The organism is Peribacillus sp. FSL K6-5616 (assembly GCF_038008245.1).
Lineage (GTDB): Bacteria > Bacillota > Bacilli > Bacillales > DSM-1321 > Peribacillus > Peribacillus frigoritolerans.
Map to the genome: position 1 here is coordinate 1,122,433 of NZ_JBBOYT010000001.1, position 24,962 is coordinate 1,147,394.

Annotated in this window: 24 protein-coding genes; all 24 read left to right on the plus strand. The window is 42.3% G+C overall.

Annotated features, from left to right (window positions below):
- Window positions 1-2: 2 nt before the first annotated feature.
- Window positions 3-2,159: a penicillin-binding protein gene (locus MHB45_RS05450; protein WP_340907473.1), complete on the plus strand. Its 2,157-nt coding sequence runs from the start codon at window positions 3-5 to the stop codon at window positions 2,157-2,159.
- A 105-nt stretch (window positions 2,160-2,264) separates the two neighbouring features.
- A protein-coding gene (locus MHB45_RS05455; protein ID WP_424765136.1) for an IS3 family transposase occupies window positions 2,265-3,424 on the plus strand; the annotation gives its coding sequence in 2 pieces (ribosomal slippage) (window positions 2,265-2,523 and window positions 2,523-3,424; 1,161 coding nt in all).
- A 136-nt stretch (window positions 3,425-3,560) separates the two neighbouring features.
- Complete coding sequence (locus MHB45_RS05460) at window positions 3,561-5,483, plus strand: stage V sporulation protein D (protein ID WP_034313905.1); 1,923 nt, start codon at window positions 3,561-3,563, stop codon at window positions 5,481-5,483.
- A 158-nt stretch (window positions 5,484-5,641) separates the two neighbouring features.
- Window positions 5,642-7,114, plus strand: a complete 1,473-nt coding sequence (locus MHB45_RS05465) for a UDP-N-acetylmuramoyl-L-alanyl-D-glutamate--2,6-diaminopimelate ligase (RefSeq protein WP_048684585.1) — start codon at window positions 5,642-5,644, stop codon at window positions 7,112-7,114.
- An 89-nt stretch (window positions 7,115-7,203) separates the two neighbouring features.
- A complete protein-coding gene (mraY, locus tag MHB45_RS05470) occupies window positions 7,204-8,181 on the plus strand; it encodes a phospho-N-acetylmuramoyl-pentapeptide-transferase (RefSeq protein WP_034313901.1) in 978 nt (325 codons plus the stop codon).
- Window positions 8,182-9,534, plus strand: a complete 1,353-nt coding sequence (gene murD, locus MHB45_RS05475; protein WP_048684588.1) for a UDP-N-acetylmuramoyl-L-alanine--D-glutamate ligase — start codon at window positions 8,182-8,184, stop codon at window positions 9,532-9,534. It abuts the gene before it with no gap.
- A 151-nt stretch (window positions 9,535-9,685) separates the two neighbouring features.
- Window positions 9,686-10,792 carry a stage V sporulation protein E gene (gene spoVE / locus MHB45_RS05480; protein WP_034313896.1) on the plus strand — a complete coding sequence of 369 codons (1,107 nt, stop codon included), beginning with the start codon at window positions 9,686-9,688 and terminating at the stop codon, window positions 10,790-10,792.
- A 354-nt stretch (window positions 10,793-11,146) separates the two neighbouring features.
- Window positions 11,147-12,055 carry a UDP-N-acetylmuramate dehydrogenase gene (gene murB / locus MHB45_RS05485; RefSeq protein WP_034313894.1) on the plus strand — a complete coding sequence of 303 codons (909 nt, stop codon included), beginning with the start codon at window positions 11,147-11,149 and terminating at the stop codon, window positions 12,053-12,055.
- A gap of 129 nt (window positions 12,056-12,184) precedes the next feature.
- Window positions 12,185-12,967 carry a cell division protein FtsQ/DivIB gene (locus MHB45_RS05490; RefSeq protein WP_048684592.1) on the plus strand — a complete coding sequence of 261 codons (783 nt, stop codon included), beginning with the start codon at window positions 12,185-12,187 and terminating at the stop codon, window positions 12,965-12,967.
- On the plus strand, window positions 12,954-13,646 hold the full coding sequence (locus MHB45_RS05495; RefSeq protein ID WP_072272702.1) for a DUF881 domain-containing protein: 693 nt from the start codon (window positions 12,954-12,956) through the stop codon (window positions 13,644-13,646). The genes MHB45_RS05490 and MHB45_RS05495 overlap by 14 nt, the downstream gene beginning before the upstream one ends.
- 43 nt (window positions 13,647-13,689) lie before the next feature.
- On the plus strand, window positions 13,690-14,400 hold the full coding sequence (locus tag MHB45_RS05500) for a DUF881 domain-containing protein (protein WP_081088556.1): 711 nt from the start codon (window positions 13,690-13,692) through the stop codon (window positions 14,398-14,400).
- Window positions 14,400-14,765, plus strand: a complete 366-nt coding sequence (locus MHB45_RS05505) for a small basic family protein (RefSeq protein WP_034313884.1) — start codon at window positions 14,400-14,402, stop codon at window positions 14,763-14,765. Before MHB45_RS05500 ends, MHB45_RS05505 begins: the two co-directional genes overlap by 1 nt.
- 255 nt (window positions 14,766-15,020) lie before the next feature.
- Window positions 15,021-16,319 carry a cell division protein FtsA gene (ftsA, locus tag MHB45_RS05510; RefSeq protein ID WP_034313882.1) on the plus strand — a complete coding sequence of 433 codons (1,299 nt, stop codon included), beginning with the start codon at window positions 15,021-15,023 and terminating at the stop codon, window positions 16,317-16,319.
- 44 nt (window positions 16,320-16,363) lie between these two features.
- Window positions 16,364-17,521 carry a cell division protein FtsZ gene (gene ftsZ, locus MHB45_RS05515; protein WP_034313879.1) on the plus strand — a complete coding sequence of 386 codons (1,158 nt, stop codon included), beginning with the start codon at window positions 16,364-16,366 and terminating at the stop codon, window positions 17,519-17,521.
- A 372-nt stretch (window positions 17,522-17,893) separates the two neighbouring features.
- Window positions 17,894-18,820 (plus strand): sigma-E processing peptidase SpoIIGA, encoded by a 927-nt coding sequence (spoIIGA, locus tag MHB45_RS05520; protein WP_048684599.1) that lies wholly within the window; start codon window positions 17,894-17,896, stop codon window positions 18,818-18,820.
- 58 nt (window positions 18,821-18,878) lie between these two features.
- Complete coding sequence (sigE, locus tag MHB45_RS05525; RefSeq protein ID WP_034313874.1) at window positions 18,879-19,598, plus strand: RNA polymerase sporulation sigma factor SigE; 720 nt, start codon at window positions 18,879-18,881, stop codon at window positions 19,596-19,598.
- 150 nt (window positions 19,599-19,748) lie between these two features.
- Window positions 19,749-20,528: an RNA polymerase sporulation sigma factor SigG gene (sigG, locus tag MHB45_RS05530; RefSeq protein ID WP_034313871.1), complete on the plus strand. Its 780-nt coding sequence runs from the start codon at window positions 19,749-19,751 to the stop codon at window positions 20,526-20,528.
- A 228-nt stretch (window positions 20,529-20,756) separates the two neighbouring features.
- On the plus strand, window positions 20,757-21,026 hold the full coding sequence (locus MHB45_RS05535; protein WP_034313870.1) for a YlmC/YmxH family sporulation protein: 270 nt from the start codon (window positions 20,757-20,759) through the stop codon (window positions 21,024-21,026).
- Between the two features lie 55 nt (window positions 21,027-21,081).
- The gene (pgeF, locus tag MHB45_RS05540; protein WP_048684601.1) at window positions 21,082-21,909 is read left to right on the plus strand and encodes a peptidoglycan editing factor PgeF; all 828 of its coding nucleotides are present in this window, start codon (window positions 21,082-21,084) and stop codon (window positions 21,907-21,909) included.
- A 2-nt stretch (window positions 21,910-21,911) separates the two neighbouring features.
- Window positions 21,912-22,583: a YggS family pyridoxal phosphate-dependent enzyme gene (locus MHB45_RS05545; RefSeq protein ID WP_048684603.1), complete on the plus strand. Its 672-nt coding sequence runs from the start codon at window positions 21,912-21,914 to the stop codon at window positions 22,581-22,583.
- A 21-nt stretch (window positions 22,584-22,604) separates the two neighbouring features.
- Complete coding sequence (locus MHB45_RS05550) at window positions 22,605-23,069, plus strand: cell division protein SepF (RefSeq protein ID WP_034313864.1); 465 nt, start codon at window positions 22,605-22,607, stop codon at window positions 23,067-23,069.
- Between the two features lie 6 nt (window positions 23,070-23,075).
- A complete protein-coding gene (locus MHB45_RS05555; RefSeq protein WP_034313862.1) occupies window positions 23,076-23,342 on the plus strand; it encodes a YggT family protein in 267 nt (88 codons plus the stop codon).
- 133 nt (window positions 23,343-23,475) lie between these two features.
- A complete protein-coding gene (locus MHB45_RS05560; RefSeq protein ID WP_048684605.1) occupies window positions 23,476-24,249 on the plus strand; it encodes a YlmH family RNA-binding protein in 774 nt (257 codons plus the stop codon).
- An 85-nt stretch (window positions 24,250-24,334) separates the two neighbouring features.
- The gene (locus tag MHB45_RS05565) at window positions 24,335-24,850 is read left to right on the plus strand and encodes a DivIVA domain-containing protein (protein WP_034313857.1); all 516 of its coding nucleotides are present in this window, start codon (window positions 24,335-24,337) and stop codon (window positions 24,848-24,850) included.
- The last annotated feature ends 112 nt before the right edge of the window (window positions 24,851-24,962 follow it).

Consider the following 24,962-nt stretch of genomic DNA (forward strand, 5'->3'; position numbering starts at 1 on the left):
TAATGCAGAAACAAAAAAATATGAAGCATGGGGCAGCCGGATTATTCTTCTTATTCGGCCTGCTCTTTTTTGTTTTAGTCTGCCGCTTTTTGTATATTCAGGTGACGGGTACAGCTGGCGGGGAGGTACTGGCTTCGAAAATCGACAAGAAATATGAAAAAAAACAGGTCATAGAAGCAAAAAGGGGAAGCATACTCGATACAAAAGGTGAAGTCATCGCCGAAGATACTTCCTCCTATATCTTAAGGGCAGTACTTAGTGAAAAGGAGCCAGAGCATGTCAAGGATCCGGAGAAGACCGCGAATGAGCTTGCTAAATATATCGACATGGATGAACAGGACATCTATGAAAGACTTACGAAAAAAGGGGCATACCAAGTGGAGTTTGGCAGTGCCGGCAAGGATTTGACTCAGGTCGTCAAGCAGAAAATAGAAAAATTGGAACTGCCGGGAATTACATTCGGAAGGACCAATAAACGTTTTTATCCGAATGGGATTTTCGCCTCCCATCTGATTGGCTATGTAGAAAAGGATGAAAAAACGGAAGAAATGGCTGGTAAGTTCGGCATCGAAAGGTACCTCAATAAAGAATTGCAGGAAACGGATGGGAAGCTGACATATGACAGTGACTCATGGGGTTTCCTCTTACCGGATAAGAAGGAAAAGGTCGTTGCTCCTGATAATGGCAATGATGTCATGCTTACGATCGACAAGAAAATACAAACATTCTTGGAAGACTCGATGAGCAAGGTGCAGGAAAAATACGATCCCGAACAAATCATAGCGATTGTCTCCAATCCCAAAACGGGGGAAATTGTGGCGATGGGGCAAAGGCCCACCTTCCATCCGACAACGAAAGTCGGCCTAACGGATACATGGCGTAACCTGGCAATTGAAGAAACCTTCGAACCGGGTTCAACCATGAAAACCTTCACCCTTGCCGCGGCTGTTGAGGAAGGGGTCTTTAATCCGAATGAAAGCTTTGTTGCAGGAACCTACAAAGCCGGATCGGGTAAAATCGGGGACCATAGCGGAATCGAAAGAGGAAAGAGCATGACCTTTCTGGAAGGGGTTCAACGTTCCTCGAACGTCGCTTTTGCCACACTTGCAATGGATAAAATAGGAGCCGATACGTTCCGAGAGTATTTGACTAAGTTCGGATTTGATAAAAAAACGGGAATTGACCTGCCAAACGAGATAACCGGAAAAATTCAATACAAGTATAAGCTTGAAAAAGTGACTACCTCCTTTGGACAGGGTTCGACCGTTACACCGATTCAACAAATCCAAGCTGCATCCGCAATAGCCAATGACGGAAAAATGATGCGGCCGTACGTGATAAAAAGCATTTCCGATCAGGATACCGGAAAAATTTTGAAAACGACTAAGCCGAAAGTGACAGGGCAACCGATTTCGGCAGAAACTGCAAAACAAGTACGTGATTATTTGGAAACGGTAATTTCTGCGAAAAAAGGAACAGGGAAAAAATATGCCATTGATGGATATCAAGTAGCGGGGAAAACCGGTACTGCACAAATTGCGGGTCCGACAGGTAGATATTTAGAAGGGAAAAATAACTATGTGTTCTCCTTTTTAGGAATGGCTCCAAAAGATGATCCGCAGTTGGTCATGTATGTGGCGGTCAAGCAGCCCAAGTTAGGTGTATCTTATGTTGGGGCTGATCCATTGTCAGAGATATTTAATCCTGTCATGCAAAATAGCCTGCAATATCTAAACATAAAACCTTCTGAAGTTAAAAAACAAAAAGCAAATAAAATCAAAGACTATACGAATCAAACCGAGAGTTCAGCTGTTACAGAACTGAAGGAACTTGGTTATGATATAAGTACGATCGGAAGTGGACGTAAAGTGCTCGACCAATCCCCGAAAGCGGGGAGTGTACTCTTACAGGGTGAAAAGATAATCCTCAGGACGGACGGCGAAATGAAAGTTCCTGACATGAAGGGATGGTCCTTGCGCGATGTCATGAAATTGGCTAAGGTTGCAAAACTGGATCTGAAAACCGAAGGTACGGGATACGTGAGTAAACAGAGTCTTGAGGCCGGGAAAAAGGTTAATGAAGGGGAAACCTTCAATATTGAATTATCCCAGCCAGATGGGGCTGGTGAAGATATACCGACAAAAGAGAAAACAGAGTGAAGACAAAGAGGGGATCCAATTGTGGTATTATCCCCTTCAGGTAGACAGAGAAAAAAGAGAACATGATAAAATGTTCTTAACTGTCAATCTGGAGGGGATTTTTGTATGGCAAAAAAGGGGCAAACGTTTCAAGCGTATACAGAAGGATTAAAGAGAGAAGTGGTTCGTCTGAAAGTGGAGGAAGGTTGGTCATATCGCCAGATTCGTGAGCGTTTTGGTATTAAAAGTGATGCACAGATAGCGAGTTGGGTGAAGAAAGTGCAGAATAACGAGTCTTTTGAAGATCAACGTGGTGTATGGAACCGTAAGAATTTTTCTAGTGTCGAAGAGGAAAATGCCTATCTAAAAGCGCAGGTGGATTATTTAAAAAAGCGCAATCCAAATCTACATGGGAAGGAATGGTCCTGAAAGCCGAAAGGTTTCAAATAATCGATGGTTTGAGGAAAACGTACCCACTTTCGTGGCTATTAAAAATCGCTGAAGTATCAAAGGCTGGATACTACAAATGGCGGAAGACACATTCTGCTCGTTCTTTGCGACTTGAGAAAAATTTATGGATAAAAGAACATATTTTAGCCATCCATAAGCTACACCCCTACTACGGATATAAACGGATGACTGGAGCTTTGTCCAGAGAAGGAATCGTTGTAAACCACAAGCGTGTTCGTCGATTAATGAGAGAGTTGGGGGTCCAATCTGTCATTCGGAAGAAACGCCCTTTCTACGGTCGAAGAGGGTCAGTTGTATTTCATAATGTCTTAAATCGTGAATTCTACGCAGAGATGAGGTTTCATAAGTTAGTAACAGATATAACCTATGTACGGATTGGAAACACGTTTGCCTACCTTTCCGCCGTTTTAGATTTGTATAATAATGAAATTGTTGCATGGGAAGTTTCTACACGAAATGATCTTGAATTGGTTCATAATACGCTAAACCAGCTAAGGGACAAGCCGTTTAGCAAGGGGGCTCTCCTGCACTCAGATCAAGGATTCCAATATACGACGAAATCATATGAAAATCAGGTGAAGGAACTCGGCATTCGAGGAAGCCACTCTCGTCGTGGCAATTGTCACGACAACGCGTGTATAGAAAGCTTCTTCTCACATTTAAAAACAGAAAAGTTATATTTAACATGTCCAAAAACAGCAGAGCAAGCTTATCTAGCTATTCAAGAGTATATAGAGTTTTACAATACGGCTCGCTTTCAGGAGAAATTCAACGGCCTTTCTCCAATTGAATATCGAGAAAAGGCCGTAGCTTAAAAAATACTCTTTTTTTATTGTCTACTTGACAGGGTTATGTGCATTGGATCCCCTCTTTATTTCTTTCGAATTTTCTAGTCTAGCATCGAGTAGACAAGCATATATTGAAGCATGTATGAAATGGAGGTGCCTGTTTTTGCGTGTTTCGAATGTTACTGTCCGAAAACGGCTGGCAATCGCATTGGCGATCGGTATCGTTGTTTTTTTTATCATTGATATCCGATTGGGAATTGTACAGTTTTATCTAGGGGATAAGTTGACGGGGCTGGCTAAAGATTCCTGGAGCAGGAATATTCCTTTTGAAGCCAAACGAGGAGAAATCCTTGATCGGAATGGTGTCGAGCTGGCAACGAATATATCTGCGCCAACAGTGTATGTCATCCCAAGACAGATTGAGAATCCTGGGGAGACGGCGGAACAGCTTGCTTCAATATTGGATATGACAAAGGAAAAGGCTTATCAATGGTTAACGAAACAGGCGATGAGCGTCAGAATTCCGGAAGGCAGAAAGATATCTCACGAAAAGGCGAAGGAAATTAAGGCATTAGGGATAAAGGGTGTATATATCGCTGAAGATTCAAAGCGCCATTACCCATTTGGTGAATACCTTTCACATGTTCTTGGCTTTACAGGCTCTGACAATCAAGGGTTGATGGGTATTGAATTGTCTTATGATAAGGAACTAAGCGGGGAAAAAGGGTTCGTTAAATTTTACTCCGATGCAAAAGGGAAAAGGCTTGAGAATATGGCCGATGACTATAAGCCCCCTGTTGATGGTGATAACTTGAAGCTGACCATCGATAGCAAAATCCAAACAATTGTGGAGAGGGAGCTCGATAATGCGGAGGCGACATATGATCCCGATGGTATAATTGCCATTGCAATGGACCCGAACACAGGGGAAATATTGGCAATGTCCAGCAGGCCAACCTTCGACCCTGCCAATTTTCAAAATGTCCCCTCAGAAGTGTATAATCGTAATTTACCAGTTTGGAGTATATATGAACCAGGATCGACTTTTAAGATCATCACGCTTGCTGCGGCGCTTGAGGAAGGGAAGGTCGACTTACAAAAGGAACATTTTTATGATTCCGGACATGTGGAAGTGTCAGGATCAACGCTGCATTGCTGGAAAAGCGGAGGACATGGGGATCAAACTTTTCTTGAAGTGGTGGAGAACTCATGTAACCCGGGTTTTGTAGAATTAGGGAACCGGCTTGGTAAAGACAAGCTGTTTAAATATATAAATGATTTCGGTTTTGGGCAAAAGACGGGAATTGATTTAACCGGAGAAGGAAAAGGAATCATGTTCAACATGGATCGAGTGGGTCCGGTAGAGCAGGCAACTACTGCGTTTGGACAAGGTGTAGCCGTAACGCCCATTCAGCAGGTGACAGCGGTATCGGCGGCCGTGAATGGCGGGACTTTGTATACACCATATATCGCGAAGGAACTCGTGAATCCAAAAAATGGGGAAGTGCTAATGCGAAAGACCCCTCAGGCGAAGAAAAAGGTGATTTCAGAAGCAACCTCGAAGAAAGTCCGGGAAGCGCTTGAATCCGTTGTCGCCCAAGGAAGCGGTAAAGGAGCATTCGTGGAGTCGTACCGCGTCGGCGGGAAAACGGGTACAGCCCAAAAAGCTGAAAATGGCAGATACCTTGAAAATAATTATATTCTCTCATTCATTGGTGTCGCTCCAGCGGATGATCCGCAAATCGTCGTGTATATAGCTGTGGATAATCCGAAAGGAACGGTACAATTCGGCGGGGTCGTTGCCGCACCGATCGTTGGGAATATCATGGAGGATTCACTTAGGGCCATGGGCGTCAAGCCAAGGAAGAACCAGATTGAGAAGGAAACGGTCTGGACGGATCCCGTCATGGTCGAGGTACCCGACGTCGTGGGTCTCAGCAAAAAAGAGTTGCAAACCCAGCTCATCGACCTTAAGCTTGATATTGCCGGAAATGGGGATAAAGTCATAAATCAAGCCCCAGATCCAGGTGTTAAAGTAAAACAAGGCTCTACAATAAGAATTTATCTTGGCGAAAATACAGAATAAGTATAATATAATATATGAATAGTTAAAGCGGCTGAAGAATCATCAGCCGCTTTGTTTACGGAGTCGGGATAACCCCGTATAATTGAAATTGGTTTCTCGACAAGCCAAGGCTAATCACATATAATGAATCCTCAAATTAAGTTGAGAGGGATGGAAAAATGAAGCTTCACAAATTACTATCTTATTTACACTCCTTATTTACGTATGAAGGAGAAAATCCTGAAATCACCTCCATTGAAAATGATAACCGAAAAGTCATAGACGGAAGTTTATTTGTTTGTATAAAAGGTTATACAGTCGATGGTCATGATTTTGCCGAACTTGCTGTAGAGCATGGAGCTGCAGCAGTCATTGCCGAAAGGCCGCTTGACCTCGATGTTCCCGTGATCGTAGTCAGGGATTCGAGCAGGGCGATGGCAGTTCTTGCCGATGCATTTTATGGCCATCCGACTCAAAAGATGCGCTTGATCGGAATTACAGGAACGAATGGAAAGACGACGACCAGTCACTTATTGGAAAAGATTTTCGAGGATCGACATGAAAAAACAGGCTTGATTGGCACGATGTATACAAAAATTGCCGATACGGTATATGAAACCAAGAATACGACGCCAGATAGCGTTACATTGCAGAAGGCTTTTCATGAAATGGCCGAAGCATCCGTTTCCACGGCCATTATGGAAGTTTCATCGCATGCACTTGAGCTTGGGCGCGTCCATGGCTGTGATTATGATATTGCCGTCTTTACGAATCTCACACAGGATCATTTGGATTTTCATAAAACCATGGACAGATACAGGCAGGCAAAGTCCTTATTTTTCTCACAGCTTGGCAATGCTTACATAGAAAATCGCCCTAAATATGCTGTGCTTAATGCTGATGATGAGGCAACAGCCGATTTCATTAAAGCGACTGCTGCTACAGTCGTTACATACGGCATAGACAATGAAGCGGATCTCAGGGCCAAGGATATAAAAATTGATGCAAATGGCACATCGTTCACCTTGACAGCAGGTAAAGAAGAGCGATACATTCAGCTGAAGCTAATTGGTAAATTCAGTGTTTATAATGTACTCTCTGCCATCTCTGCTGCTTTGTGCGCCGGTAACGATCTGGATGAGACCATTAGATCCATCGAGGATATAAAAGGTGTTGCAGGCCGTTTTGAGCTCATTTCAGCGAATCAGGACTTCCCGGTCATTGTTGACTATGCCCATACTCCGGACAGTTTGGAAAATGTTCTAAAGACTGTTGGTGAGTTTGCTAGAAAGAAAATTTACGTGATAGTGGGCTGCGGCGGGGACCGAGACAAGACAAAGCGTCCAATCATGGCGCAAATTGCATGCAGCTTGGCGACTGACCCGATCTTCACTTCGGATAATCCACGCAGTGAAGATGCTGCCCAGATCCTCCGCGATATGGAAGCTGGTGTAGCAGGCAAAGAATATACGGTTATTGAAGACCGCAGGCAGGCGATAGCTTACGCAGTTTCCAAGGCGGAAGAGGGCGACGTTATATTAATTGCTGGAAAGGGCCATGAAACCTATCAATTGGTCGGTGACGAAGTGCTTCACTTCGATGACCGTGAGGAAGCGGAAAAGGCGATTCAAAGTCGTTTGGGTTCAGTTTGAACCAAGGCTGAAATTGCCCTGCAACAAATAGGAAAAGACATCAAGCAGAATTTTATATTTGAATTGTGTTAGGAATGAGGGAATAAGGAATGTTGGAACAAGTGATTTTTTATACGATTTTGGTGGCGTTTTTAGTAACCGTTCTTCTTTCGCCGATTTTCATCCCGTTTTTAAGAAGATTGAAATTCGGGCAAAGTATTAGGGAAGAAGGCCCGCAATCGCATTTGAAGAAAACGGGAACACCCACCATGGGCGGTTTGGTCATATTATTATCTGTTACCATCGCTACACTGGTCATGACTTTGAAATTTTCGGCACCTTCAACCGAAACGTATTTATTATTATTCGTTACTTTAGGTTTTGGTTTATTAGGTTTCCTTGATGACTTCATCAAAGTGGTCATGAAGCGTAACCTGGGACTGACTTCCAAGCAAAAACTGCTTGGACAAATTGTGATTTCGGTCATCTTTTACTTCGTCTTCAAGCAGACAGACCGTTTTAATCCTGAATTGACGATTCCAGGCACTGACTTTGCTTTTGATTTTGGCTGGTTTTATCTGTTCATCGTTATATTCTGGCTGGTAGGCTTTTCAAATGCCGTCAATTTGACGGATGGGCTTGATGGACTTGTCTCAGGGACATCAGCCATTGCCTTTGGTGCTTTTGCCATCTTAGCCTGGAGTCAGTCACAATATGATGTCGCCATTTTTTCGGTGGCGGTTGTCGGTGCAGTACTCGGATTTTTGGTATTCAATGCACACCCGGCAAAGGTTTTCATGGGGGATACGGGTTCCTTGGCCCTTGGGGGAGCGATCGCAACCATCGCCTTGTTAACGAAGCTTGAAATCCTCCTGGTCATCATTGGCGGAGTCTTCGTCATTGAAACGCTCTCGGTCATCCTTCAGGTAGGATCTTTTAAAACGACTGGTAAACGTATTTTTAAAATGAGTCCGCTTCACCACCATTATGAGCTTTCCGGCTGGTCGGAATGGCGTGTCGTCGTCACTTTCTGGACAGTGGGGCTGCTGTGTGCGGTACTCGGAATCTATTTAGAGGTGTGGATATAATTGAAAGAGACTGCAAAGTATTCAGAGAAAAAGATATTAGTATTGGGTTTGGCAAAAAGCGGAGTGATGGCAGCTTCGCTTCTACATAAATTAGGTGCTTTCGTGACGGTTAATGACATGAAGCCATTATCGGAAAATCCTGAGGCTCAAGGACTTCTTGAACAGGGAATCAAAGTCATCTGCGGCAGTCATCCAATCGAGCTTCTGGATGAGGGGTTCGAGCTGATCGTGAAAAATCCGGGAATTCCCTATCGGAACCCTATAGTAAAAGGGGCATTGGAAAAAGGGATTCCTGTTATCACGGAAGTTGAACTGGCCTACCAGATAAGTGAAGCACCTTTCATAGGAATCACTGGTACAAATGGGAAAACGACCACGACAACATTGATATACGAAATGTTGAAGTCCGGTGAAAAATCCCCGCTGATTGCCGGTAATATCGGGACAGTGGCATCTGGTGTTGCTGAACATGCAAAACCAGATGACTCGATCGTCATTGAATTATCATCGTTTCAGTTAATGGGAATAGACGAATTTCGTCCTGAAATCTCAATCGTGACAAATCTGTATGATGCACATTTGGATTATCACAGTTCCAAACAGGAATATGTCGAAGCAAAAGCTGCCATCACGAAAAATCAAATAGCATCAGATTTCATGATTTATAATGCAGATCAAGATCTTGTTTTATCCATGGCGAAAGAGACCAAGGCTGAACTTGTTCCTTTTTCAGCTGAAGTGAAACATGAGAATGGAGCCTATGTGGAAGATGGTGCCGCCTGTTTCCGAGGGGAAAAAATCATTGAAGTTTCAGAGATAGCCCTTCCCGGGAAGCATAATTTGGAAAATGTGCTCGCCGCCATCTCAGCGGCCAAGCTGAAGGGTGTAACTAATGAAGCCATTCAGACTGTACTGAAAACATTTTATGGTGTGGAGCACCGTCTGCAGTTCGTGGCAACGATCGATAACCGTAAATTTTATAATGATTCGAAAGCTACGAACATTCTTGCAGCATCCAAAGCGTTAACATCCTTTACGGAACCTGTCATTTTATTGGCAGGCGGTCTGGATCGCGGAAATGAATTTGATGAGTTGAAACCGGCGATGAAAAATGTCAAAGCCGTGATAACTTTTGGTGAAACGGCGGAAAAAATTGAACGGGTAGCCAAAGAAATAGGAATAGCGAATATAAAACGTGTCGATAATGTAGAAAAGGCCGTGCCGGCTGCATTTGAATTATCAAATGAAGGCGACTGTATTCTTCTCTCCCCGGCTTGTGCAAGCTGGGATCAATATAAAACTTTTGAGCAAAGAGGAGACATGTTTATGGAGGCCGTGCATAAACTTAAGTAAGAGCTTTCGCAGAGAGAAGTGAACCTGCTTCTACGTTGACACCATGAAAAAAAGCGATAATGAGCCGTTATCGCTTTTTTTTTGACTAAAGTGCTGACAAGCAATCAGCACTGATGTTTATATTCGTAGGCTAAAAACTTCCTAGAGGTGGATGTCCGTGCCATTAAAAAAATCGAATCCTGATCTCATTCTCATTATCGTCACCTTAAGTCTTTTGACTGTTGGATTAATCATGGTTTACAGCGCGAGTGCCATTTGGGCAACATATAAATTTGATGATTCGTTTTATTTTGCTAAAAGGCAATTGCTTTTTGCCTGCGTCGGTGTCATAGCCATGTTTTTCATCATGAATGTGGATTACTGGACGTGGCGGACATGGGCCAAAATCCTTATCATCATTTGTTTCATTATGTTACTGGCTGTGCTTGTACCAGGTATAGGGATGGCGAGAAATGGTTCGAGGAGCTGGATTGGTGTGGGTGCTTTTTCGGTCCAACCCTCTGAGTTCATGAAGCTGGCGATGATCGCTTTTTTAGCTAAGTTTTTATCAGAACGGCAAAAGCTGATCACCTCCTTTAAAAAAGGGATGCTTCCATCCTTGGGTTTAGTGTTTTTGGCATTTGGTTTGATCATGTTACAGCCGGACCTTGGAACGGGAACGGTAATGGTTGGAACGTGCATTGTCATGATTTTTATTTCCGGGGCAAGAATCAGTCATTTTGTCGGCTTGGGGCTAATTGGGGTAGCAGGTTTTATTGGTCTGATTTTGTCAGCGCCTTACCGGATAAAAAGGATCACGTCTTTTCTGGATCCATGGGAAGACCCTTTGGGCAGTGGATTTCAAATGATTCAATCGTTTTATGCAATCGGGCCAGGGGGATTGTTCGGATTGGGACTCGGGCAAAGCCGCCAAAAGTTTTTCTATTTACCCGAACCGCAGACTGATTTCATTTTTGCCATACTTTCCGAGGAACTTGGCTTCATCGGGGGTTCTCTTGTCATTTTATTATTTGCGCTAATGCTTTGGCGGGGCATTCGGATCGCACTTGGTGCCCCTGATCTATACGGGAGCCTTGTAGCGGTGGGAATCATTGCAATGGTCGCCATTCAAGTGATGATCAATATAGGGGTGGTAACGGGACTTATGCCGGTTACGGGTATCACCTTGCCCCTCTTAAGTTATGGCGGTTCATCGCTGACGCTCATGTTGATGGCGATTGGGGTGCTCCTGAATATTAGCCGATATTCGAGGTTCTGAAATAAGTAAAAAATGTGGTTTGGCAAAAGGGAAGTCCTGTTGAACGCAGGGCTTCCCTTTTTTACGTTGAAAACCCTTCCAGGAAAAACATTTTTTTGGTGGGGCTTGCCGAAATTTAGAAATAAATGAAATGCCGCTTAAATATTACCATGTATGAATGTTGGGGAATCCACAATAAATATTGGCAATACGTCTTTGTTTAGACTATAGTATAAGAGGGTTAGGCCGTACTGGGGCTTGCTTCTATTCATTTTTCTGCTAAAAAGGCGTTATTAATCTTGTAATATAAGTGACCTCATGGAAGAGGAAATGAAAATTATAACTTGGAATTTTGGAACAACAAGGAGGTTTATCATGGATAATGTGATAAAGCAATTAACTGAAATGAAAATCGGCAAAGTTCTTGAACAGGAACCGCTTGCAAATCATACCACTATGAAAATTGGGGGGCCGGCTGATTTATTCATCATGCCGTCATCCATTGAAAATATAGAAAAAACGATGCAGGTCATCAAAGAAAATGGGATGCCGTGGAGGGTGATTGGCAGGGGCTCGAACCTGCTGGTCAGTGATGGCGGAATTGAAGGTGCCGTGCTTAAATTGGGTAGAGGACTTGATCATCTCGAGATAAATGGGACGGAGATCAAAGCAGGAGCTGGGGTATCACTTGTCAGCCTCTCCGTACAAATCAGTAAAAAAGGATATGCAGGATTGGAATTTGCCAGTGGGATTCCTGGTTCCGTCGGCGGAGCAGTCTATATGAACGCTGGTGCACATGGTTCCGATATGAGTGAAATCCTCAAGCAGGCACATGTTCTTTTTGAAGATGGAACTCTAGCTTGGCTTTCGAAAGAGGAAATGGAGTTTTCTTATCGAACTTCTCTGCTTCAGAAGAAAAGACCTGGTATCGTACTGGAAGCAATTTTTCAATTGACAGAGGGGGATAAAACCGAAATCGTTGAAAGAATGCAAAATAACAAGAATTATCGTAAAGATACCCAGCCGTATAATCTTCCATGTGCCGGGAGCATATTTAGGAATCCACTTCCACACCATGCTGGTAAATTGGTCGAGAATGCAGGCCTGAAGGGACATTCTATTGGCGGAGCTCAGATTTCACCGATGCACGGGAACTTCATCGTTAACACAGGTAATGGAAGTGCAGCGGATGTTCAAGCCTTGATACAGCATGTGAAGGATACTGTATATGATAAATTTGAAGTTGAAATGGAAACAGAAGTGGAGATCATTGGAAGAAAATAATGAGATTCATTATATCCAAATATTGTGATATAATGTGTTACCTTTAAAGTTTGTTAAGAACATAATATTGAGTTTTCTTGATTTCGCACTGTCAAGAACCATCCATTTTTTCAGGAAGAGGTGAAGGGGATGGAAAAGGGAAAAATCGTTTCCATTGAGGACCGCATCCCGAAATTAAAACAATTAAGAAAAAGCAAAGCAAACAGGCGACTTGTTCTTTTGCTGTCCCTTTTCTTCATTCTTGTTGCTTGTGTGCTATATTTCTTATCCCCGTTGAGCTATGTGAAATCCGTGCAGGTAGAGGGGAATCGGTATATTACTTCCAAACAGATCATTAAATTGAGTAAGGTGAAGAAGGATCGAAGCATCTGGAAGGTTGATACAGGGACAGCCGAAGCCAATATCAAAAAAAATCAAGAAATAAAAAGCGTTAAGGTGACACCGGTATTTCCTAATTCCATTAAAATTACAGTTTCGGAACATAACAGGATGGCATATTTGTCCAATAATGGGAAGTTTGCACCCATTTTGGAAAACGGGTCCGTTTTAGAGGAGTTAGCAACAGGAGAAATTCCAGTATTTGCCCCTGTTTTAATTGGTTTCAAAGAGGGTAAAGCATTAAAGTTGCTTTTAGAAGAGCTGGACAAGCTTCCTGTCGAGATCCAGAATGCCATTTCGGAAATTCATTACGCTCCTACAAAAACCGATGAATACCATATCGTCATGTTCATGAACGATGGGTTTGAAGTAAGTGCGACAAGCCGGACTTTATACGAGAAAATGATTCACTATCCATCGATAGTCAGCCAGCTGGATCCAAATGTAAAGGGAGTCATCGATCTGGAAGTTGGTTCTTATTTTAAAGCATATGAAGACGCTGAACAAAAGGAAGACACCAATGAGGAAAATTAATGGCAAACGGGTGGTTTTACCCCTGGTTTGTGTGGTTCTCGGATTCATGATTGCCTTCTCTTACAATCTGACCAAAGAAGGTGAAGGTGCAGGGAAGGACAAAGCCTGGGATCAGGAATATGAGCTCAGGCAGCAGCTGATCGAACAAGAGAAGCAGAACCGCGAACTTCAGAAGGAACTCCTCCAGAAGCAAGAAAATGTATCCCAAATAGAAAAAGACCTAGCGCAGGAAAAGCAGCTTTTTTTCAATTTGGCAAAGGAAACGGAAAAATACCGAATGTTTCTCGGAAAAGTGAAAGTGAAAGGCTCAGGCCTTCAGGTGACGCTTGAAGATGGTATATATATGGAATCAGAAGCCAATGTTAATAATTACCTCGTCCATGAACAGCATGTCTTCAAGGTCGTCAATGAACTATACATATCAGGTGCAGAGGCAGTTGCGATTAACGGTCAAAGGTTAAATCATGATTCATACATAATCTGTAATGGGCCTGTGATTACAATCGATGGCCACCAGCATCCTGCTCCCTTCATCATATCTGCGATAGGGGACCCGGAAGTCCTGGGTGCTTCACTGGATTTACCGGGTGGCATCAAGGAACAGCTGGTTAATGAGAATATTATCTTTACAGTGGAAAAACAAAAGAATATCATTTTTGATCCAATTATTGGAGGGTGATCGTGACCGCCGGATTCGATGAAAGATTGGTGAGAAACTGGAAATGAAAAAAAAGCTTTCTTTTAGTTTGGTTACGTTGATTGCTGGCTTCATGCTCGCTATTCAATTCAATTTGGTGAATCAGCCTGTCGTATCCGATACAAGGGATATGTGGGAACTGAAAAATGATTTATTGAAAGAACAGCAGACCCAGGCGGAATTAATAGAGGGTATCAGTAAGCTTGAGGGAAAAATAGCATCTTATGAAACAAAGAAAAATGAGAGTAAGGAAGAAGTCTTGCGTGATACCCTGATCGAATTGAAGACTGACGCAGGTTTGACCGAAATAAGAGGTAATGGGGTAGTCATATCTATACAGCCTATCAAGGCCGATATCCTTCTCGGTGAGAAGGTCGAGTATATTTCACCAGTATTGATCATTCGGCTCATTAATGAAATGTATAGGTATGGCGCTGACGAAATTTCCATTTCAGGACAAAGGTATATATCAACATCGGTTATTCGTGATATTAATGGGCAGCCGAAAATGGACGGATATCCTCTGGTTCATTACCCGGTCGAAGTGCAGGCAATAACCGTTAATCCAAAGAAACTGAAGCAGCGCATTGAAGGTTCCGAACTTATGGATGATTTCTTTATAGACAATTTTGAAGTGCAGATTAAGGTGCCTTCCGGCGAGTTGACATTGCCGGCTTATCAAAATGCTATTAACGTGGAACATATGGAACCCATTATGGATGGGGGGGAATCGTGATGTGGCTTTCAGTTTTTGGTCTGTTGATTGGAATCACCCTTGGTTTTTTGGTGGATTTTGATATTCCCCATGAATATTCAAATTATCTCTCCATTGCCGTGCTTGCTGCTTTTGATACCTTATTTGGGGGAATACGGGCTCATTTGCAAAATCTTTATGATGAAGTTGTATTTGTAACAGGATTCTTCTTTAATATTATTTTAGCCGCAGGTTTGGCTTTTCTAGGTGTACATCTTGGTGTAGACTTATATTTAGCCGCAATCTTTGTATTCGGTGTCAGGCTCTTTCAAAATATTGCCCTGATTAGAAGGATCCTGATTGAAAAATGGTCCATTTCCCGGAAAAAGCAGAAAAAAAATCTATAATTTTAAAGGGAATTAAGTTATAAATGACGAATAGTTTATGGCAGTATCTAGTTTTTTTAGTAAATCAGTCTCGTAGAGAAGCGAACAATATACACCATAAAGTACGAGTTTTGTTCGGGAAATACAAAATGAAACGCTTATCTATGTAATTCGTCAGTTGTTGTAAACAGTTCTGTTATTCTATAATGTATAAGTCTTCGATATAAAGATGTTATTCTACTAATACATGTATAAAACTGAAGGAGGTGCCATGGAATGAACAGCAACGAAATATACGTAAGTCTTGACATCGGTACATCCAGTGTAAAAGTTATCATTGGGGAAATGGTCAATGACACATTAAATATAATCGGTGTAGGAAATGTTAAATCAGAAGGGCTCAAAAAGGGTTCGATCGTCGGTATAGATGAAACCGTCCAATCCATTCAAAAGGCTATAGAGCAAGCAGAACGGATGATAGGGATGGAGATAACAAAAGTAATCGTCGGCATAAGCGGAAATCATGTGACGCTTCAGCCGTGTCATGGGGTAGTAGCGGTATCCAGTGACAATAAAGAGATTACCGAGCATGACGTTTTCCGTGTCAGGGAAGCAGCGGAGTTAATAACGATACCATCCGACAGGGAAATCATCGACGTGGTGCCGATTCACTACAAAGTTGATGAACTTGATGAAATCAGTGATCCACGGGGCATGATAGGTGTCCGGTTGGAAATGAGAGGGATTTTAATCACAGGTCTTCGGACAATTTTACATAATACGCTGCGCTGTGTGGAAAGGGCAGGATTGGAAATAACCGATATCGCCCTTCAGCCCTTAGCCGCAGGTTCCCTTGTTTTATCCAAGGATGAAAAAGAACTTGGTGTGGCACTTGTCGATATTGGCGGGGGTTCCACGACCCTGGCAATTTTCGAACAAGGCTATTTACAATATACGTCTGTGATACCTATAGGCGGGGAAACACTTACGAAAGACCTTTCCATCGTTCTAAGGACGACTATGGAAGAAGCTGAGAAAATAAAAGTGAAGCATGGACATGCCTTTTATGATGACGCGTCTGAAGATGAAGTATTCCAAATACCGATCATCGGCAGCGATCAGCAACAGACCTGCAACCAGTTAATGCTTTCGGATATCATTGAAGCGCGGGTGACCGAAATATTCGAGTTGATTCAAGATGATTTGAAGAGACTTGGCTTCCAGGATATACCGGGTGGTTTCGTGTTGACCGGGGGCGTCGTCAAGATGCCGGGTGTCCTGGAGCTAGCTCAATATGTGTTCCAAAACCGAGTAAGGACAGCTGAACCCAATTACATCGGTGTTAGGGAACCCCAATACACCACGGCTGTTGGTTTGATTAAACACGCATGCAAGAAAGAGAGAATGCAAAAAAACACCGCTAATAAAACTCCTGTAGCAGCTGGACAAGCTCAAGAAGATAACGACCAGCGCAGCCAGAAGGTTTCTCAGAAAAATAAAGAGAACACGGCTAAAAAACAAGGTGAAAAAGGTGAATCTAAATTCAAAAAAATCCTGGGTTACTTTTTTGAATAACAATCATTAAGAATCGGGAATTTCGTCAAAATAGGAGGATTGTCATGTTGGAGTTTGATTCTAATCTAGAACAATTAGCAACGATAAAAGTAATAGGTGTTGGCGGCGGCGGAAACAATGCGGTAAACAGAATGATCGAGCATGGTGTACAGGGTGTTGAGTTTATTTCAGTCAATACTGACGCACAGGCTCTTAATCTATCAAAAGCAGAAATCAAAATGCAAATCGGTGGGAAGCTTACACGCGGTTTGGGTGCAGGTGCCAATCCAGAGGTAGGAAAAAAGGCTGCTGAAGAAAGCAAAGAGCAGATTGAAGAAGCGCTTAAAGGTGCCGATATGGTATTCGTAACGGCTGGAATGGGCGGCGGTACGGGAACGGGGGCAGCTCCTGTCATAGCGGGCATTGCTAAAGATCTAGGGGCCCTTACAGTGGGTGTAGTTACACGTCCATTTACTTTCGAAGGCCGAAAACGTGCAACACAGGCACAAGGCGGCATTTCATCCATGAAGGAATCGGTTGACACACTGATCGTCATTCCGAACGACCGCCTCCTTGAAATCGTCGATAAAAGCACGCCAATGCTTGAAGCATTCCGTGAAGCGGATAATGTACTTCGCCAAGGTGTACAAGGGATTTCAGATTTAATTGCTGTTCCAGGTCTTATTAACTTGGACTTTGCCGATGTTAAGACGATCATGTCCAACAAAGGTTCAGCTCTTATGGGAATCGGGATTTCCTCCGGGGAAAACCGTGCGGCGGAAGCGGCGAAAAAAGCCATTTCCAGTCCGTTGCTTGAAACATCGATTGATGGCGCCCAAGGCGTACTGATGAATATTACCGGTGGTACGAACCTAAGTCTTTTTGAAGTCCAGGAAGCGGCCGATATCGTGGCTACAGCATCCGATCAAGACGTCAACATGATTTTTGGTTCTGTTATCAATGAAAACCTTAAAGACGAAATCGTCGTTACGGTAATTGCTACAGGATTTAACGAGGTTGAAGCTTCAATTCGGCCTACTGGACGTCCAACACTCGGACAGCAGCAGCAATCAAGACCTCAGACACAACAAACGCCACAGTCTAACGTGAAGCGTGAAGTGAAGAGGGAAGAAGTCAATGAACAGCCTGCACGTAATGCCAATCAAGGTGATGAGGCTTTGGATATTCCAACATTCCTCCGTAACCGTAACAGACGCCGTTAATACCGACGTTATATGCCGTTCCCATTTGGGGACGGTTTTTTGTCGTTAATAAAATGCATTCCTAGACGGAATTGTGCTGGATGTTGCCTGGGCAGAAGGGAGCTTCCGTCTTTTGTTCACTTCCATTCATTAATGTAAAAAGATGAGAGAGAAATTATTAAACTTTTATAACATAAATCGACAGCAGTAAAAGGGAGCAGGATAGTCTCTAAGACAGTATTGAAAATATCAATAGCTGATTTTCTACAAAAAGGGTAAAAATGACTGAAAAACTCTTAAGTTTTCAGTACAAAAAGTGACACACTTTCTTAGGGCAGGTACGCTATACTTTTTGCTAGTGGAAGGTTAGTTCATATAAGGAGGGGAGGGTGTTTGACTTTATATTTAGATGTGATCTGGTTATTGAATTGGTTATTTGACTGCCTCCTTTTATATTGGACCGCAATCATTCTCAAACGAAGGGTAGCTCTTTGGCGGGTATGCATCGGCGGATTGATTGGTTCCTTCATTATCGTATTGGCATTCACTCCTTTTTATGCAATTGCCGACCGGGTATACATGAAGATTTTAGTATCCATGGTCATGGTGCTGGCAACCTTTGGGTTTAATAGGTTAAAACTATTCGTGAAATCGGTGGCCACTTTATATTTTGTGACATTTTTATCGGGAGGAATCCTTCTGGGACTTCACTACCTATTTGAATTCCAAATCGTGTCCAAGGACCCTGGTCAATATGCCGGAATCAATCGTTTTGGCGACCCTGTCAGCTGGATATTCGTCATGATCGGGTTCCCGCTCGCATGGCAATTTTCCAAGCGAACACTAGAAGGGATGGAAATGACCAAGCTCACACATGAACAAATGGTTTCGGTCTCGGTTAAAATTTCTGACTTTGAAGGAACGTTTCATGGATTGGTGGATAGCGGCAATCAACTATATGACCCGATTACACGTTCCCCAGTAATGATCATTTCTCTTTCAGGCGCGGAAACAGGAATTCCGAATGATATGCTAGAGCTCTTTAAAAACCCCGATACCCTGATTAGTCAGGAAGTGCAGCCCGAATATTCATGGACAGGAAGAATGCGTGTCATCCCTTATAAAGTCGTAGGGCATGAACATCAGCTGTTAACCGCAATCAAACCGGATTATATTAAAATCGTTCAAGGAGAAAAAGAATTTCATGTCAAGCAGGGTCTCATTTCGTTTACCTTTCAACAACTCTCTCCCAACAATAGCTATCAATCTATCGTTCACCCGAAGATGTTAACCGGCATACCGGTGCAAACTGCCTCCTGAACCACCGATTCACTCTTAAATTTGACCCATAATCCGTTTATTAGAAGGGAGAATTATTTTGAAGAAATTCATTCTTCGGCTTACTTACTTTTGGTACAAACTATTGTTCAAGCTCGGATTGAAAACGGACGAAATATTTTATATAGGAGGGAGTGAGGCACTGCCGCCGCCCCTTTCAAAGGAAGAAGAGGCAATACTGATCAATAAATTACCAAATGGCGATGAAGCTGCACGCTCGATCTTGATTGAACGTAATTTAAGGCTGGTTGTTTATATTGCCAGGAAATTCGAAAATACAGGCATCAACATTGAAGATTTAATCAGCATAGGCACCATAGGTTTGATCAAAGCTGTGAATACATTCAATCCTGAGAAGAAAATAAAACTGGCTACATATGCATCGAGATGCATCGAGAATGAAATATTGATGTATTTACGCAGAAATAACAAGATCCGCTCTGAAGTTTCTTTTGATGAACCTCTGAATATTGATTGGGATGGAAATGAACTTCTGTTATCCGATGTACTGGGAACGGATGATGACATTATCACGAAAGACCTTGAGGCAAACGTTGACCGTAAGTTGCTGACAAAAGCACTTACACAGTTATCGGAACGTGAAAAACAGATAATGGAACTCCGTTTTGGACTTGCAGGAGGAGAAGAAAAAACCCAAAAGGACGTTGCCGACATGCTGGGCATTTCCCAATCTTACATTTCGCGTTTGGAAAAACGGATTATTAAGAGGCTTCGTAAAGAATTTAATAAAATGGTGTAAAAAAATAAAGTGCTTGAATGTCAATCAAATCAATACTTCGGTAGCTATATTGAAAAATAATCGGGATTTTCTGTTCTAGCCATGTGCATATTTTTTCCTCCCGCGGAAATACTGTTTTTTGTACAGCGCTCCTGTGAGGAGGGAATAATTTTGTCTCGTAATAAGGTTGAAATCTGCGGTGTGGATACATCAAAATTACCGGTTTTAAAGAATGAAGAAATGAGAAAACTCTTTAAAGAACTGCAAGATGGCGATATTTCAGCAAGAGAGAAACTGGTAAACGGGAATCTTCGACTCGTTCTAAGCGTCATTCAACGCTTCAACAATCGGGGAGAGTATGTAGATGATCTATTTCAGGTAGGCTGTATAGGGTTGATGAAGTCGATAGATAACTTTGACCTAGGTCAAAATGTTAAGTTTTCAACGTATGCTGTACCGATGATTATTGGGGAAATCAGAAGATATCTTCGTGACAATAATCCGATTCGGGTATCCCGTTCTTTAAGAGACATCGCTTACAAAGCTTTGCAGGTAAAAGAAAAGCTCATAAGCCAGACCCTTCGTGAGCCGACAGCTGAAGAAATCGCCAAGGTGTTGGAAGTACCTCATGAAGAAATTGTTTTTGCACTAGATGCTATACAAGATCCAGTTTCACTTTTTGAACCGATTTATAATGATGGCGGGGATCCGATTTATGTACTCGACCAACTGAGTGATGAAAAAAATAAAGATAGTACCTGGATTGATGAAATAGCTATAAATGAAGGCATGAGACGGTTGAATGACCGGGAAAAAATGATCCTTCGCAAACGGTTTTTCCAAGGGAAGACGCAAATGGAGGTAGCCGAGGAAATCGGCATTTCACAAGCACAGGTCTCCCGCTTGGAAAAAGCGGCAATCAAGCAAATGAATAAAAATATCCAACAGTAGAAGCTGAGCATGAGAAAAAGTTAGCTGAAGCGGGCAGGGCAAAAATGTCGATACCCGCTTCATAGCTACTTATCCATTGCGGCTTTTTTATTTTGTTGAAAATCCCTTCCGGAAGGGATCGTGAATCGGGGACGTTTATTTATCGTAATCTTCATCCTTGAGCGCATCTTGTCATATACATAGGAATAGGACCTTCATCTATGATGAATTTTTGAGGAGCTGAGTGATGTGACCAGGATTTCAGAATTTCAAATAAAGGATATCGTCAATATAGCGGATGGAAAGAAGTTGGGCAATATGTCAGACCTTGAAATAAATACGGCCACGGGGAAAATAGAGGCCATCGTCGTTTCAAATGGTACCCGATTAATGGGTTTTTTTGGAAGAGAACAAGACATTGTGATTCCATGGCGCAAAATAAAAAAAATCGGTGCGGATGTCATACTTGTTGAACATCAGACGGTATTTCAAGGAGAACTGAAAGATGAACGTTTTTAAAGGTGCATGGCGCAAATATATGATACACTAGACTAAAAATAAAGAGGTTTTTAGCATGAAAGAGCCATTTGTTTTAATAAAAGACCAATATATGCTCATTGACAGCTGGAGACAAAAAAATCTCCAGCTCGTAGCGGGCTTCACCACAAAAAATGGGGGAGTCAGTACAGGTGAATTTCAAACATTGAATACCGGTTTTCATGTCGGGGATAAACTTGGTGATGTCCAGGGAAACCGCAGGATTATAGCCGATAAGCTGATGTATCCGCTTAATGAATGGATAGGGGCCGAGCAGACACATGAAACGAATATCCATCAGGTTACCAGCCGCGATTGCGGGAGAGGTGCTGCGGATTATGATTCAGCCTTTAAAGCGACTGATGGATTCTATACGAAGGACCCAAACGTTCTATTGACCCTTTGCTATGCAGACTGCGTGCCCTTATACTTTCTTGCTCCGGCACATGGTATGATTGGGGTGGCACATGCTGGCTGGAAGGGCACGGTTAATGGGATTGCACGAAAAATGGTTGAGGCATGGCTGAATGAGGGTATAAAAGCAAGTGAGATATTTGCTGTTATTGGACCTTCGATTTGTTCGAAATGCTATGTAGTTGATGATTATGTCATGGATTTAGTGCAGAATTTGCTGGTAGATATTGACGAAAAGCCCTATAATTTAATCAGTGAAGGACAATATCAGTTAGACCTTAAGCAACTTAATGCATTGATTCTTCAAAAATCAGGAATTCCAAATAGTCAGATCGACGTTACATCATACTGTACAAGCTGTGATCATGAATTGTTTTTTTCACATCGCCGTGATAACGGGAAGACAGGCAGATTGATGAGTTTTATCGGTTGGAAGGAGGATTTAGAGTAACAGTGAAAGTAGTGGACAATTTAAAAAACATCGAAGAAAAAATAAATATAGCATGTGAAAATAGTGGTAGGGACCGTGAAGCGATAAAGTTGATCGCAGTGACGAAATATGTTTCGGTCGAGAGGGCGAATGAAGCATTGGAAGCGGGAATACTTGATTTGGGCGAAAACCGTGACGAAGGTCTATTGGCTAAATATGAAGTGCTGAAGGACAAGCCAAACTGGCATTATATTGGTTCCATGCAAACACGCAAAGTTAAGAATGTCATCGGTAAAATTTCATATATCCATTCATTGGATCGAATTTCTTTGGCAGAAGAAATTCAAAAACGCGCAAATGAGCCGATAAACTGTTTAGTGCAGGTGAATGTATCTGGTGAGGAATCAAAACATGGTCTGAATCCAGAGGCGACTATTGATTTCATCAAAGGGTTATCTGCTTTTGATAAGGTGAATGTTGCAGGATTGATGACGATGGCTCCATTGACCGATGATGAACGGATTTTGCGGGAATGTTTCCGGAAACTGAAAGGCATCCAGGTCGAAGTACAAGCTTTGGAGTTGAAGCATGCCCCCTGTACTGAATTGTCCATGGGTATGTCCAATGATTTCATGATTGCCATTGAGGAAGGCGCTACAATGATCCGGATTGGTACAGCACTTGTAGGCGAATAATTTTAAGGAGGTACGCTAAAGATGTCGTTCGTATCAAAATTTAAATCTTATTTCGCGCTGGATGATGAGTATGAGTACAGGGATGAAGTGGTGGAAGAAGAGGAGGCTGAACCAAAAGTCGTGAAGTCAGCTAAACAGCAGCAGTCCGCTTCTGCAGGGAATAATACCAATCAGAATATCGTAAGTTTGCAAAGCGTACAGAAATCTTCTAAAGTAGTATTATTGGAGCCGCGTGCTTATGCAGAAGCCCAGGAGGTAGCTGATCATTTGAAAAACAGGCGCGCAGTAGTCGTGAACCTTCAACGAATCCAGCATGACCAAGGAAAGCGAATCATCGATTTTCTAAGTGGGACTGTCTATGCAATCAGCGGGGATATCCAAAAAATCGGAACAGATATATTCTTATGTACCCCGGACAACGTCGATGTTTCCGGTAATATTACCGGCTTCGCCGCCGAAGAGGAGTACGAAGAAGCGAGGTGGTAATGGTTAATGGGTCTAGTGCTTCAGGGTTTATATTATTTAATTGAAATTTATTCAATGGCATTAATCGTTTACATATTGATGTCATGGTTCCCCAATGCAAGGGAGACATCAATCGGTCAATTTTTGGAAAAAATTTGCGAACCGTATTTAGAACCGTTCAGAAAGTTCATTCCGCCACTTGGCATGATTGATCTTTCACCTCTTGTGGCCTTACTGGTTCTTAATTTTGCCAGCGGTTATGGAATCTATTACTTACAGACATTAATTGGATGATCAACAATTAACCTGACATGCATATTACTACACAGTCGGAACATTTCCGCTGTGTAGTTGCAACGCAGAATGAGTTCAATCAATTCCTTATGATCGACCATTAATTTGATAACTAAGGAGCATTTATTCAATCATGAGTATTTATCAGCATTTCAGGCCGGAGGAAAAAGATTTTATCGACCAGGCTATGAATTGGATTGATCAGGTTAAACATTCCTACGCTCCGAAACTATCTGATTTTCTTGATCCGCGTCAGCAGGAAATCCTTACTTCCTTAATAGGGAATGATCCGGAAGCGAAACTGCAATTCAATGGCGGGAGCGATTTCGTAGAGCGAAAACGTGTGCTCATTTTCCCTGATTATTACTCTCCTGAACCATCTGATTTCAATATCTCCTTATACGATATCTCCTATCCAAAAAAATTTGTAACGCTTGAACATAGGCAAATACTTGGAACCTTGATGTCACTAGGGGTAAAACGTGAAAAATTTGGTGATATAATAGTGACGGAAGAGCATATTCAATTTATAGCTGCCGAAGAGATGGATTCATATCTCACTGGGAATCTGGAGAAAATAGGGAATGCTTCCGTTTCCATCAAACGGCTTCCAATCGAGAATATCGTCCAAGTTAAGGAAAAATGGGAAGAGCAAGTAACCACCGTCAGTTCTCTTAGGCTTGACAGTGTGCTATCGGCCGTCCTGAATTTGTCCCGTCAAAAAACCCAGTCCTTGATAACGTCAGGCAAAGTAAAGGTGAATTTCAAGCAAACGGAAAACGTCTCGGAAGAATGCCGTGAGGGTGACACACTTTCCATCAGAGGTTTTGGAAGATGTAAAATAACTTCAATCGATGGGAAAACCAAGAAGGATAAGTGGAGAATCTCGTTAGGCAGACAAAAATAATTCAAGAAAAAGCAGGAATCATAAATTTATTGTCGAATATAGAGTTTTAACATACTAGAGTAGAAACCGTTCTGGAGGTGCCGTAATGCCCTTAACCCCGATAGATATACATAACAAGGAATTTAACAAAGTATTTCGAGGGTATGATGAAGATGAAGTAAATGAATTTCTCGACCAGGTCATTAAAGATTATGAACTGATTTTGAGGGAGAAGAAGGAACTTGAAGATAAACTGAACGAGACTTTCGATCGTTTGGGACATTTTACGACAATTGAGGGTACACTTAACAAGTCGATTATTGTCGCTCAGGAAGCAGCCGAAGAATTAAGGCGCAATGCCCAAAAAGAAGCGAAACTGATCATAAAGGAAGCAGAGAAAAATGCTGACAGGATCGTAAATGAGTCACTTGTGAAAGCAAGGAAAATAGCGATGGATATTGAAGATTTGAAAAAGCAATCCAAAGTATTCCGGACACGTTTCAAAATGCTTGTCGGTGCACAGCTGGATTTGCTGGACAATGACGATTGGGATCATCTTCTGGATTATGAAGTGGATGCGACTGAAATAGAATTAAATGAGAGAGTGGAAGAGGAAATTTAAACGATTCCTTGACTTTGAACACTTTTTTCGCATATAATTTTTTAACAATACAATTCATTATGAAATTAGACGATGACAGGGAAAGTAAATTCTTCACACACTTATTTTTAGC